Origin of the sequence: Sphingomonas sp. R647, from assembly GCF_020177055.1 — a bacterium.
Lineage (GTDB): Bacteria > Pseudomonadota > Alphaproteobacteria > Sphingomonadales > Sphingomonadaceae > Sphingomonas.
In genome coordinates, this window is sequence record NZ_JAIQXT010000007.1 from 24,205 (window position 1) to 36,954 (window position 12,750).

The following is a 12,750-nucleotide window of genomic DNA, read 5'->3' on the forward strand; positions in this document are numbered from 1 at the left end:
GCTCCACCCCGACGCGGTTTGTACCGGGCATCAAGATCTGGACGACCCGCGGGATTCACAGGGGAAGGATACCAGATGACGGTTGTCACGATCGCCATCGGGTGCGGCTTACTCGCCGTGCTCTATGGAATTTTCACGAGCTATCAGGTGCTCGCTTATTCGGCCGGCAATGCCCGGATGCAGGAAATCGCTGCGGCTATTCAGGAAGGCGCTCAGGCCTATCTGGCCAAGCAATATACCGCGATTGCCGTCGTCGGCGCGATCGTCGCGATATTGGTCGGCTATTTCTTGGGGCTCACTTCGGCGGCGGGCTTCCTGCTCGGCGCGGTGTTGTCAGGCATCACCGGCTTTATCGGGATGAACATCTCGGTCCGCGCGAATGTCCGCACGGCTGAGGCGGCACGCACTTCGCTGCAGTCGGGCCTCACCGTCGCATTCCGCGCCGGGGCGATCACCGGCATGCTGGTGGCGGGGCTGGCGCTGCTCGCGATCTCGGTCTTCTTCTGGTATCTCACCGGCCCGGCCGGGTACGCCCCACAGGATCGCCATGTCGTCGACGCACTCGTCGCATTGGCATTCGGCGCATCTTTGATCTCGATCTTCGCCCGCCTCGGCGGCGGCATCTTCACCAAGGCTGCGGACGTCGGCGCCGACATGGTCGGCAAGAACGAGCTTGGCTTTGACGAGGATGACGATCGCAACCCCGGCGTCATCGCCGATAACGTGGGCGACAATGTCGGCGATTGCGCCGGCATGGCCGCCGATCTGTTCGAAACCTACGTCGTCACGGTCGGCGCGACGATGGTGCTGACTGCACTGCTCGTCACCGGCATCGACAATGCATCGCTGCTCGCACTGATGAGCCTGCCGCTTGCAGTCGGTGGCATCTGCATCATCACCTCGATCATCGGCACCTATTTCGTCCGGCTCGGTTCGGGCACCAACATCATGGGCGCGCTGTACAAGGGCTTCATCGCCACCGCGCTGCTGTCGATCCCGGCAATCTATTACGTCACCGCACAAACGCTGGGCGGCATGGACACCCAGGTTGGCGGTGGTCTCAACTTCACCGGCATGGACCTGTTCTGGTCGATGATGGTCGGGCTTGGCGTCACCGGGCTGCTGGTGTGGATCACCGAATATTACACCGGCACCAACTATCGCCCGGTGAAGTCGATCGCCAAGGCGTCTGACTCCGGCCATGGCACCAACGTCATTCAGGGTCTGGCGATCTCGATGGAATCGACCGCGCTGCCGACATTGGTGATCGTGGTCGGCATCATCGCCAGCTTCCAGATTGCCGGACTGATGGGCATCGCCTTTGCCGCAACCTCGATGCTGGCGCTGGCCGGCATGGTCGTCGCGCTCGACGCTTATGGTCCCGTGACCGACAATGCCGGCGGCATTGCGGAGATGGCCGGGCTCGACAAGGAAGTGCGCGAGCGCACCGACGCGCTCGATGCCGTGGGCAACACGACCAAGGCGGTGACCAAGGGCTATGCGATCGGCTCGGCCGGCCTCGCCGCGCTGGTGCTGTTCGCGACCTACACCGTCGATCTGGGCGAGTTCTTCGGCGATGTCGCGGTGAACTTCTCGCTGTCCAACCCCTATGTCATCGTCGGGCTGCTGCTCGGGGCGCTGCTGCCGTACATGTTCGGCGGCATGGCGATGACCGCCGTCGGCCGCACGGCGCAGGCGGTGGCGCAGGACATCCGTGCGCAGTTCAAGGAAAACCCCGGCATCGCCGATCGCAGCGTCCGTCCCAACTATGCCCGCACCGTGGGTCTGGTGACGTCGGGCGCGATCCGCGAGATGATCGTCCCCTCGCTGCTCCCGGTGCTCGCGCCGATCGCGGTGTATTTCGCGATCACCGCAGTGGCGGGTCAGGCCAATGGCTTTGCCGCGCTCGGCGCATTGCTGATCGGCGTGATCGTCTCGGGCCTGTTCGTCGCGATCTCGATGACCAGCGGCGGCGGCGCGTGGGACAATGCCAAGAAGGTGATCGAACTCGGCGCCTATGGCGGCAAGGGCAGCCCGGCGCATCAGGCCGCGGTGACCGGCGACACCGTCGGCGACCCCTATAAGGACACGGCTGGCCCCGCGGTCAATCCGATGATCAAGATCACCAACATCGTCGCCCTGCTGCTGCTCGCGGCACTGGCTGCAGGATAAACCCGATGGCCTTCTTCAGCCCCTCCCGCCTTCGCGGGAGGGGTTGGGGAGGGTCTTCTTTCTTCTTTTCTTCAAGGCCAGCCATAGCCCGCGGTGACGGGAAAGTGATCGGACGGATACCGCCCGTCCCGCCCGAATACATCAGTGGCCACAAGCATCGGCTCCAACCCCCGCGACAGAATCCAGTCGATCCGCTTGCCAGGCGTCCCCGAAAATCCGTGAAACGTACCCTGCGGCCCGGCCTCAAGCGGCGCGGTCATCCGGGCATCGACCAGCGTGGCGGTGAGGATGCGATGCGCCGCGCTGTCCGGGCCGGTGTTGAAGTCCCCGGTCAGGACGACCGGTTCCCGTGCCGGCCGCGCTGCGACCCACGCGGCAATCTGCGCCGCGCATTTCGACCGGGCCTCTTCGTCCTCGGCCCGATAGGGGAAGTGGGTGTTGATGAACCACAGCCGCCGCCGGTCGGCGATCTGTTCGAAATAGCCCCAGGTCGCCATCCGCGGATACGGATGCCCCCAGCTGATGCTTCCGGGCACCTCGGGGGTCTCCGACAGCCAGAAATCGCCCTGCTCGATCAACCGGAACCGGTCGCGGCGATAGAACACCCCCATATGCTCATCGTCATGCCCGCCGCGCCTGTCGCGACCGAACCAGGCGAACTGCGGCAGCCGTTCGGCAATGAAGTCGCCCTGAATCTTCCACAATTCCTGCGTCCCGATCAGATCGGGCACCGACCGCGCGATCGTTTCGATGAACAGCTCGCGGCGCGCCTCCCAGCGGTTCGGCCCGTCCGACTCAAGCGGCAGGCGGACGTTGAAGCTCATGACCTGCAACAGCTTGTGGGCGGGAAGCTTGCCGGCCCGTGCCGCCCCGGCGGGAATCGTCAGCGTCGCCGCCAGTCCCGCCATCACTCCGCGCCGATCCATGCACTGAACTCCACTCTTGCCTGTTGCCAACGCTGTCACCTATGCCTTGAACCTGTCAGGGGAGGCAAATGGCGCGACGGCCGACGATCAAGGAAGTCTCAAAGCTCGCGGGCGTGTCGTTCAAGACCGTCTCCCGCGTGCTCAACAACGAGAAAAACGTCAGCGACGAGACCCGCCGCCGCGTGGAGCAGGTCGTCGCCGACCTCAATTTCCGCCCCAGCCTCGCCGCGCGCACGCTGGCCGGGCGCAAGTCGTTTCAGGTCGCGCTGCTCTACGACAACCCCAGCCCCTATTATGTCTACCACCTGCTCGCCGGAGCGCAGGAGGGGTGCGCCGAACATGGCTATCGCCTGCTGACCCAGCCGGTCGACAGCGCCGCACCCGGCCTGGTCGCCGATGTCGCCGCGCTGGTGGATGAGACGCATCTCGACGGACTGATCCTCTCGCCGCCTGTGACCGAGAACGAAGCGTTGCTCGACGAACTCGACCGGCGCGGACTGCCCTACGTGCGGATCGAGCCGGGGGTGCGTCGCGATGTCGGGCGATCGGTGACGATCGACGACGCCAGTGCCGCGCAGGAGGCGACCGCGCATCTGCTGGCGCACGGCCATCGCGCGATCGCCTTCATCAAGGGGCCGGATACGCATATCTCGTCGGTCGAGCGCCTAAAGGGCTATCGCGCCGCGCTCGAAGGTCAGGGCATCGCCTTTGACGACACGCTGGTGGTCGCGGGCGACTATAGTATCGAATCGGGCCGCCGTGCCGCGCACGCACTACTCGACCGCGCCAACCCGCCGACCGCGCTGTTTGCCGGCAATGACGATATGGCTGCGGGCGCGCTCGCAGTCGCGCATGAGCGCGGGATCACCGTGCCCGACCAGCTGTCGATCGTCGGGTTCGACGACTCCGACCTTGCTGCGGCGGTGTGGCCACCGCTCACCACCGTGCGGCAACCGGTGCATGAGCTCGCGCGCAGCGCCGCCGATCTGCTGCTCGACGCAAAGAGCCCACGCGACCGGCTGACTTTCGACACGCGCCTGATCGCACGCGCCAGCACCGGTCCCGTACCACTACGCTAGCATCAAGTTGTCCGACATCTTGGTTGACTCCTGAATCAGTTTGTCACACAACATGCCTGACACCGGTGTCTAAAGCCGGGTCGGTTTGGCGTACGGCGCGAGAGAGGGTGACACTGGGTGAGAGGCGCACCCTGCCCTGTCCGTTCCGTGCGGAATGGGGAGGAAAACACCATGAGCATCAACACATCCGTCAAGTCGGGGATCGCCGCCAGTGCGCTCGCCACCGCACTCGCATTCAGCACGCCCGCGCTGGCGCAAGACGCCGCGCCGGAAACCGAAGCCGAGGCAAAGGACGAAATCGTCGTGACCGGCATCCGCGCGTCGCTGGAACGCGCGGCCGATATCAAGCGTGAGGCCGATCAGGTCCTTGACGTCATCACCGCCGAGGATGTCGGCAAACTGCCCGACGCCAATGTCGCCGAGGCGCTGCAACGCGTCACCGGCGTCCAGATCACCCGCGTGTTCGGCGAGGGTCAGTCGGTGTCGGTGCGTGGCCTTCAGCAAGTCCGGGTCGAGGTCGATGGCCGCACCCTGCTCGGCTGGTCGGCGCGCCTGTCGCCGCCGGAGAATGACCAGCTCGGCCGTTCGTCGGGCCTCGACTCGGTGCCCTCCAGCCTGTTCGGTCGGCTTGAAGTGCGCAAATCGCCGCTCGCCAACCAGGCTGAAGGCGGGCTGGGCGGTACCGTCAATCTCGTCACGCCCAAGCCGCTCGACTTCCGCGACACCACCGTCTCGCTGCGCGCGACCGGGGTTTATTCGGAGAATAGCGAGACCTTCGAACCGGTGCTGACCGGCTTTGCGACCACCAAGTTCGCCGATGGCAAGGTCGGCGTGATGCTGGCGGCGGAGTATCAGAAGCGTACCTCGACCACCCAGGCGTTCGAGCGCAACAATTTCCTCAACCGCACCTATACCGGCACCGGCGCTGCGGTGACGCCGACCCCGGTGCTGCTGCAATATGAGAATTTCGTGGTCGACCGCTCGCGGCTCGGCCTCAACGGCGCGGTGCAGGTTGAGGTAACGCCCGAGTTCGTGGTGACCGCCGACGCGCTGTTCTCGCGTCTCACCACCGGCCGCCATCAGGATTTCTTCGCCTTCCGCCTGCCCACCGGCAGCAACCCGGTCAGCAACCGCGTCGTCGAAAACGGCGTGGTCGTCGCAGGTAACGCCAACGGCACCGTCACCACCGCGGGCCAGATCCGCAACGAGCCGACCGAAAGCTATCTCTATGGCCTCAACGGCAAATATGAGAGCGGCGGGCTGAGCATCGAAGCCGATGGCTATTACAGCAAGGGCACGATCGACCAGACGATCCAGATCATCACGCTTCAGGGCACCGCATTGGTCCCCGGCGCGTTCGATTTCCGCACCGGCACGATCCCGACCCTCACCCTCGGCAGCTGGGACCCGACAGCGTACGCGTCGTACAATCCGGCCAGCAACGGGGTGCGCAGCAACCGCCTGCTCGGCCTGCTCGAGGAATGGACCGGCAAGCTCGACCTGTCCTATGAATTCGACAGCGGTTTCACCCTGTCGGCGGGCGTGCGCTACACCGACCTCCATGCGCTATCGAACGCCTATCGCAGCCAGGTAACCCCGACCCGCGCCGAGCTTCAGCCCTATCTCAATCAGGTCATGCCAGGGTCGTTCCTGCCCGACCTTCCAGGCACCTTCCCGCGTGGCTTTGTCAGCACCGCACCGACCTTCGACTATGTCTTCGCCCGCGCGCAGGCGGCACAGCCCAACCCTAACCCCAATGACCGCTCGACCCTGCTGCCCAATTCGCAGCGCGACTATGACTTCAGTGAGCGGACGCTGGCGGGCTATCTGATGGTCGCGACCAAGGGCGAGATTGGCGGCGTCCCCTTCTCCGCCAATGCCGGCGTGCGCATCGCGCGGACCCAGCTGTCGGTCGACACCTTCCTCAATGTCGGGACCACCAGCACGCTGGTCACCGACGAGAATGACTATACCAACTTCCTGCCGAGCGCGAACATCGTGTTCAACGTCAGCGACAGCTTCCTCGTCCGCCTGTCGGGGTCACAGACGATGCAGCGCGCATCGATCGCCGACCTCGCCCCATCGACCTTCTTCAACGCGACCAATTTGTCGGTGACCGGCGGCAACGCCGCGCTCGAACCGCCCATCTCGACCCAGGCGGACATCAGCTTCGAATATTATACCGGCAAAAGCTCGCTGATCTCGGGCGCGTTCTTCTACAAGGACGTCAAGAACTTCATCGCCAGCTTCGTCACCACTGGGACCGACACCAACCTCGACCCGGCCGGGCGCGAGCTGACCTTCTCCCGCCCCGAAAACCTCGCCAGCGCGAAGATCAAGGGGTTCGAAATCGGCGTCCAGCAGTTCTTCGACTTCCTCCCCGCGCCGCTCGACGGGCTCGGTATCATCGCCAACTACACCTTCTCGGATTCCGAGGATAATGCCGGCTTCCCGCTCGTTGCGGTTTCGAAGAACAGCTACAATCTGGTCGGCTTGTACGAGAAGGGGCCATTCTCGGCGCGCATCGCGTACAACTACCGCGACGAGGCCGTATTCGAATTCTCCGAAGGCCGCCCAAGCTTCGTCGGCGCGCGCTCCCAGCTCGACGCCCAGATCGGCATCGATCTCGCCAAGGGCATCGCGCTCTCGCTCCAGGCGCAAAACTTGATCCCGGAGGATTCGGCGACGACCGAATATAGCGCCGCCGGGCCGATCGCGCTCAACAGCTACGCGCTGTCCGAACGCCGCTTCTCGATCGGCGTGCGGGCCAAGTTCTGAGAGCAACGGGCCGTCGGCGTCATGCCGGCGGCCCGCTACTTCAACGGCTCCGCGCCGACCGCACCCGCAACAGCGTATCGGCAAACCACCGCCCCGGCTGGCGCAACGGGCGCCGCACACGAACGCGCAGCACTACCCGCGTGCCGCCGGTGTCGTTCCACGCCTCATGGTCATAGGTGTCATCGAACACCAGTGTCTCACCCTCGGCCCAGCGGACCATCCGGTCGCCGACCCGCATCCGCACATCGCCATCGCGCGGGACGATCAGGCCAAGGTGACAGGTCAGCAGCCCGCGCGTCGCGCCTCGCCGTCGCGGCACATGCGCCCCCGGCGGGAGGATCGCGAAGCTCGCACTCTCAAGCCCGGGAATCCGTCCCACCGCAGCGGCGGTCGCCGGGCAGCGCGCGATATTCGCGTCCACCCGCGCACCCCGGCGCCACAGCACGAACGGTGCGTCGCCCTGATCGCGCAGCGATGCGGTGGCCAGCGCCTCCTCACGAATCGTCCGCCACGCGTCGCGCAATCCACGCGTCCAGCAAAATACCCGTACGTCGAGGACGGGCGCGACCGGAACCAATGAGAAGGCAGCGATCACCCGATCCGCCAGCAGGCGCAAGCCGCCGCGTTCACGAGTCGGCAGCGGGCGCGGCACGACGCATGCGTCCGCCACCGCCTCCCCCTCGCCCCGATCGATCGACCGCTGGTACACGTCACGCCCCGTTACGCTGGCCGCGCTCTCCCTGTCGGGCACGGCTTCAACTCTGCGGCTAGGCCGACACTGGGTCCAAAACATGGCCAAACCCGCGCCAAAGCCGCGCGCGACGGACCGTTGCGGCACCGGCTGGCACGGGGACCGCATCCAAGCTAAGCTGCCCCCCAATGGCATTGTTTCCGCGCTTCCGGCCGCTCGCCCTTCCCTTCCTCCTGGTCGCTGTGGCGCTGCCCGCGCTCGGCCAGTCCACCGCTCCCGCACCCCAGACCGCCCCCGCGCCGGTCGCGGTCGACAAGACGGCCTGGCTCTACAAGGGCAGCGACATTGCGCACGATCCCGAATGGCGCTTCGGCACGCTGCCGAACGGCCTTCGCTATGCGGTGCGCAAAAATGGTGTGCCCCCAGGGCAGGTCGCGGTGCGGCTGCATATCGCGGTCGGATCGCTGATGGAGGATGAGAGCGAAAAGGGCTTCGCGCACCTGCTCGAACATCTGTCATTCCGTGGATCGTCAAAGGTCCCCGATGGCGAATCGAAGCGCGTGTGGCAGCGGCTGGGCGTCACCTTCGGGTCCGACAGCAACGCCAGCACCACGCCGATCTCGACCACCTACAAGCTCGACCTGCCCAATGCGAACGAGACGAGCCTCGACCAGTCGATGATGATCCTCGCCGACATGATGGCGGCGCCCAACATCACCACCCAGTCGCTGACGCTCGAGCGCCCGGTGGTGCTGGCCGAACAGCGTGAGGCGCTGGGGCCGGAGGAGCGGTTCGACGAACTGCGCCGCCGCCTGTTCTTCGCCGGACAGCGCTTCGCCGACCGTCCCGTGATCGGCACCGTCCAGACGCTGACCGGCGCAACCGCCGACTCGGTCCGCGCCTTTCACCAGCGCTGGTATCGTCCGGAGCGCACCACTTTGGTGATCGTCGGCGATCTCGATCCCGACCTGTTCGAGGCGCAGATCGCCAAGCATTTCGCGGCGTGGAAGGGCACCGGCCCCAATCCCGTCACCCCTGAATTCGGCAAACCGAGCGACACCCATCCCAAAAGCGCCGCTTTGGTCGAACCGACCCTGCCCCCCGTCGTCCTGCTCGCGACGCTCCGTCCATGGACGGTGTTCGAGGACACGGTGAAGTTCAATCAGGAGCGCTGGGTCGATTTCGTCGCCGTGCGCATCATCAACCGCCGCCTCGAACGCCGCGCGCGCGCGGGGTCGAGCTATCTCACGGCGAGCGCCGACCTGTCCGATGCGGTACGCTCGGCCAATATCACGACGATTCAGGTGATCCCGATCGGCGAGGATTGGGAAACTGCGCTCAAGGAAGTGCGCGGCGTCGTCGCCGATGCGCTCGCCACCGCGCCGACTCAGGCTGAGATCGATCGCGAAGTGAACGAGATCGCGTCGGAAATGCGCAACGCGATCGACACCGCCCGCGTCGCCGCCGGGTCGCAGCGCGCCGACACGCTGATCGCCGCCGTCGATATCAACGAGGTCACGACCAGCGAACAGGCAAGCCTCGGCATCTTCCAGGGCGCGATCGACCAGAAGATGTTCACGCCCGATCGCGTGCTGGCATCGACCCAGCGGGTGCTACAGGGCGTTTCAACCCGCGCGATCATCAACACGCGCACCGCCGACGCCACGATCCAGACCAAGCTCGCCGCCGCGCTGGAGGCCGATGTTTCGGGGCTGGCCGGTGCCCGCGCGACGCTCCGCAACGTCAGCTTCGCCTCGCTCCCTCCGCTTGGGTCACCTGGCAAGGTGATGGCGCGATCGGTCGCGGTGCCCGACCCCAGGATCGATCAGGTGCGCTATTCGAATGGCGTCACCGGCCTGTTCTTCCAGAATCCGGGCGAAGTCGGGCGCATCTATGTCTCGGTCCGGTTCGGCCGCGGGATGCAGGCGCTGCCATCTAAGCGCCAGACGCCGGCCTGGGCCGCGAACCTTGCGCTGCTTGAGGGCGGCATCGGCAAGCTGGGTCAGGAGGAAATCGACCAGATCACCGGCGACCGGCGTATCACGATGCAGTTCGGCGTCAGCGACGACGCGTTCGTCATCGCTGGCCAGACCTCGCCCGCCGACCTCGCCGATCAGCTCCGCCTGATCGCGACCAAGCTGGAGGTGCCCGGCTGGGATCCCAAGCCGATTGCTCGCGCCCGCGCACTTGCGGTCGCGAGCTATGCGGCGCGCAACGCCTCGCCCGATGCGGTGCTCGGCAACAGTCTCGAAAAGCTGCTCCATGCCGGCGATCCGCGCTGGGGCATGCCTGACCTCGCCGACATCCAAAAACTGAATGCCAAGGACTTCCGTGCATTCTGGGAACCGTTGCTCGCCAGCGGACCGATCGAGGTACAGGTGTTCGGCGACATCGACGTCGACAAGGCGATCGAAGCGGTGCGCACCAGCTTTGGCGCGATGAAGCCGCGCCGCGCGGCGCGGATCGTGTCCGCGGCGGTGCAATTCCCGGCGCATGTCGACAGCCCCGTGGTGCTGCGCCACACCGGCGAGCCCGATCAGGCGGCGGCGGTGATCGCATGGCAGGCGGGCGGCGGCGCGGTGAACATCACCGAGGGGCGCAAGCTCGAGATTCTCGCCGCCGTGATGCGCGACCGCATCCTCGACCGCATCCGCTCGACCGAGGGGGTCAGCTATTCGCCGACCGCCATCAGCCAGTGGCCGGTCGGCCAGCCCGGCGGCGGGCGGGTGATCGCCCTCACGCTGCTCCCACCCGACAAGACCGACCTGTTCCTCACCGTCGCGCGTGAGATTGCCGCCGACCTGATCGCCAAGCCGATCGAGCTGGACGAATTGCGCCGCGCGCTGGTGCCGACCATCCAGCTCATCTCGCGTCGATCGAGCGGCAACCCGTTCTGGATGCAACAGACCGAAGGCGGCACCAACGACCCGCGCCGGCTTGCCGCGGTGAACACGCTCGGCCCCGACTATGGCCGCACCGGGCCGGAAGAGCTTCAGGCGCTCGCGATCAAGTATCTGTCGCCTGAAAAGGACTGGTCGATGGTGGTGCTGCCCGAGGCGAAGGCGGCAACCCCGGCGGCGGGAGCGCGATAGCCAAACATGCAATCCCCCTCCCTGAAAGGGAGGGGCTAGGGGTGGGTTTAGCGGCAAGCGAGGCTCGATGCCTCGCTTGCCGCTGTTTTGTCGCGCGGTCTGTTTGAGTTTTTCGGCGCGCAGACGCGCGCACCCACCCCCAACCCCTCCCTTTCAGGGAGGGGAGCAAGCACCTACTGCTTGTACAACCCGTCCAACCGCGCCCCATAAACCTCCTTCAGGATATGGCGGCGGATCTTCAAGCTCGGCGTCAGCTGCTGGTTCTCGATCGAGAAGGGCTCATCCGCCAGGATGAACCGGCGCACGCGCTCGATCACCGACAGATCCTTGTTCACCCGCTCGACCGCGGCGCCGACGGCGGCGCGATACTCCGGATTGTCGCGCAGCCCCTTGAGGTCGCACTTCGCGCCCGTCTTCGCGCACCATTCCTGCGTCCATTCGGGGTCGGGCACGAGCACTGCGGTCATGTAGGGCTTGCGGTCGCCCGCGATCATCGCCTGCATGATCTCGGGCTGCAGCGTCAGCATGCCTTCGACCTTTTGCGGCGCGACATTGTCGCCCTTGTCGTTGACGATGATGTCCTTCTTGCGGTCGGTGATCTTGATCCGCCCGCGCTCGTCGATCAGCCCGATGTCGCCGGTGTGCAGCCACCCGTCCTTGAGCACCCGCGCGGTCTCGGCCTCGTTGCGCCAATAACCGTGCATCACCAGCTCGCCGCGCACCAGAATCTCGCCATCCTCGGCAATCTTGACCTCGACGCCGTGCAGCGGCGGGCCGACCGTATCGTGCTTCAGTCCGGCGCTCGGTCGGTTACAGCTGATCACCGGCGCCGCCTCAGTCTGGCCATAGCCTTGCAGGAAGGTGATGCCGAGGCTTTCGAAGAAGATGCCGACTTCGGGGTTGAGCGGCGCACCGCCCGAAACCATCGCCTTGATCCGACCGCCGAACTTGGCCGACAATTTGGGCTTGAGCGTGCGGCTGAGAAACAGGCTCATCGGCAGGTCGAGCAGCGAACCCTTGCCCGCCGCCTTCTTGCCGCCGATCGCAACCGCGCGGTCGAGCAGGTAATTGGCGAACTTGCCCTGTTTCTCGACCTGCTTGGAAATGCGGGTGCGGAGCACTTCAAACAGGCGCGGGACGACGACCATCAGCGTCGGGCGCACCTCCTCGATATTGGAGGCGAGCTTGTCCAACCCTTCGGAATAATAGATCTGCGCGCCCAGCCCGATCGGGAAATGCTGTCCGCCCGTATGCTCATAGGCGTGGCTGAGCGGGAGGAAGGACAGGAACACCTCGTCCTCCCACCCGAAATCCTCGCTGATGACGACGCAACAGCCTTCGACATTGGTCAGGATCGCGCCATGATGCTGCATCACGCCGCGCGGGCTACCGCCGGTGCCGCTGGTGTAGATGATGCACGCCAGATCCGCGCGCTTCATCCGCGCCGCCGCCTGCTCGGCTTCGCCGACATCGGCGGGGTTGGCGGCGATCAGCGCGTTCCAGTCGTGGAAATCGATCGCGCCGGGCTGGCTGAGCTTCATCTCCTCCATCCCGATCACGACATGCCCGGCACTGCCGGCGGTGTGCAGGATCGCGGGAAGCAGCGTCTTTGCCAGCTTGCCATCGGACACGATCGTCATCGTCGCGCCGGAGTTATCGATAATATGCTGGTGATCGCGCTCGGTATTGGTGGTGTAGGTCGGCACGGTGACCCCGCCCGCCGCCATGATCGCCAGATCGCTCAGGCACCATTCGGGGCGGTTTTCGCTGACTAGCATCACGCGGTCGCCGGGCTTCAGCCCCAGCTTCCTCAGTGCCGCCGCCAGGCTCGCAACCTTGCGCGCGGACTCGGCCCAGCTCGTCGAGTGCCATTTGCCGCCCGACTTCGCCCACAAGAACGGCGCGTCGCCCAATTCCCGTGCGCGGGTGAAGAACATCGAAACCAGATTGTCGAATTTTTCGAGCTTGCGCATCCTGTTCCCAACTCCTGCGGCGCGAGTTCGTGCCCGCGC

General features: G+C 65.7%; 7 protein-coding genes. 4 read left to right on the forward strand and 3 right to left on the reverse strand.

The annotated features are described in order from the left end of the window. Positions 1–75: 75 nt before the first annotated feature. On the forward strand, positions 76–2,172 hold the full coding sequence (locus K9B35_RS17285; RefSeq protein ID WP_224923246.1) for a sodium-translocating pyrophosphatase: 2,097 nt from the start codon (positions 76–78) through the stop codon (positions 2,170–2,172). 71 nt (positions 2,173–2,243) lie between these two features. Here the strand turns inward: K9B35_RS17285 and K9B35_RS17290 are convergent, their stop codons facing one another. Beyond that, positions 2,244–3,098 carry an endonuclease/exonuclease/phosphatase family protein gene (locus K9B35_RS17290; protein ID WP_224923247.1) on the reverse strand — a complete coding sequence of 285 codons (855 nt, stop codon included), beginning with the start codon at positions 3,096–3,098 and terminating at the stop codon, positions 2,244–2,246. A 68-nt stretch (positions 3,099–3,166) separates the two neighbouring features. On the opposite strand from K9B35_RS17290, the gene K9B35_RS17295 reads away from it, so the two are divergent. Continuing rightward, the gene (locus K9B35_RS17295; RefSeq protein WP_224923248.1) at positions 3,167–4,177 is read left to right on the forward strand and encodes a LacI family DNA-binding transcriptional regulator; all 1,011 of its coding nucleotides are present in this window, start codon (positions 3,167–3,169) and stop codon (positions 4,175–4,177) included. Positions 4,178–4,348: 171 nt separating this feature from the next. Continuing rightward, entirely contained in the window at positions 4,349–6,955 is a 2,607-nt protein-coding gene (locus tag K9B35_RS17300; protein ID WP_224923249.1) for a TonB-dependent receptor, read from the forward strand. 40 nt (positions 6,956–6,995) lie between these two features. Here K9B35_RS17300 and K9B35_RS17305 read toward each other — a convergent pair whose 3' ends face one another. Further along, entirely contained in the window at positions 6,996–7,706 is a 711-nt protein-coding gene (locus K9B35_RS17305; RefSeq protein WP_224923250.1) for an aspartyl/asparaginyl beta-hydroxylase domain-containing protein, read from the reverse strand. Between the two features lie 128 nt (positions 7,707–7,834). Here K9B35_RS17305 and K9B35_RS17310 point away from each other — a divergent pair, with 128 nt between their 5' ends. Next, the gene (locus K9B35_RS17310) at positions 7,835–10,738 is read left to right on the forward strand and encodes a M16 family metallopeptidase (RefSeq protein WP_224923251.1); all 2,904 of its coding nucleotides are present in this window, start codon (positions 7,835–7,837) and stop codon (positions 10,736–10,738) included. A 173-nt stretch (positions 10,739–10,911) separates the two neighbouring features. On the opposite strand, the gene K9B35_RS17315 is transcribed toward K9B35_RS17310, so the two are convergent. Further along, the gene (locus tag K9B35_RS17315) at positions 10,912–12,711 is read right to left on the reverse strand and encodes an AMP-dependent synthetase/ligase (RefSeq protein WP_224923252.1); all 1,800 of its coding nucleotides are present in this window, start codon (positions 12,709–12,711) and stop codon (positions 10,912–10,914) included. Positions 12,712–12,750 lie beyond the last annotated feature (39 nt).

Excerpts from the sequence above, each read along its gene's own strand:
- K9B35_RS17285 (WP_224923246.1), top strand. The coding sequence starts at position 76 with ATGACGGTTGTCACGATCGCCATCGGGTGCGGCTTACTCGCCGTGCTC.
- K9B35_RS17290 (WP_224923247.1), bottom strand. The coding sequence starts at position 3,098 with ATGGATCGGCGCGGAGTGATGGCGGGACTGGCGGCGACGCTGACGATT.
- K9B35_RS17295 (WP_224923248.1), top strand. The coding sequence starts at position 3,167 with ATGGCGCGACGGCCGACGATCAAGGAAGTCTCAAAGCTCGCGGGCGTG.
- K9B35_RS17300 (WP_224923249.1), top strand. The coding sequence starts at position 4,349 with ATGAGCATCAACACATCCGTCAAGTCGGGGATCGCCGCCAGTGCGCTC.
- K9B35_RS17310 (WP_224923251.1), top strand. The coding sequence starts at position 7,835 with ATGGCATTGTTTCCGCGCTTCCGGCCGCTCGCCCTTCCCTTCCTCCTG.
- K9B35_RS17315 (WP_224923252.1), bottom strand. The coding sequence starts at position 12,711 with ATGCGCAAGCTCGAAAAATTCGACAATCTGGTTTCGATGTTCTTCACC.